At 67.4% G+C, this 221-nt stretch carries 1 protein-coding gene; it reads left to right on the top strand.

All coding sequences use genetic code 11. The features are described 5' to 3' along the window. The coding region (locus ACLQ2N_RS36110; protein ID WP_425820049.1) for an acyltransferase domain-containing protein at nucleotides 1-221 on the top strand (221 nt) is incomplete at both ends.

Genomic DNA, 221 nt, shown 5'->3' with positions numbered 1-221 from the left:
GCCGAGGCTCTTGATGAGATCTGTGCGGTGCTGGACCCGTTGCTGGGTTGTTCGCTGCGCGAGGTGATGTTCAGCGACCCCGACGGCGTACTGAACGAGACCGGGCTCACGCAGCCGGCGCTGTTCGCGTTCGAGGTCGCGCTTTACCGGCTCCTCGCCTCGCTGGGTGTGGTGCCGGACGTGCTGGCCGGTCACTCGGTGGGTGAGATCGCTGCCGCGCA

The organism is Streptomyces sp. DT224, assembly GCF_049844595.1.
Taxonomy (GTDB): domain Bacteria; phylum Actinomycetota; class Actinomycetes; order Streptomycetales; family Streptomycetaceae; genus Streptomyces.
Note: the sequence above shows the minus strand (reverse complement) of the source record. Positions and strands in the feature narration are given on the sequence as shown.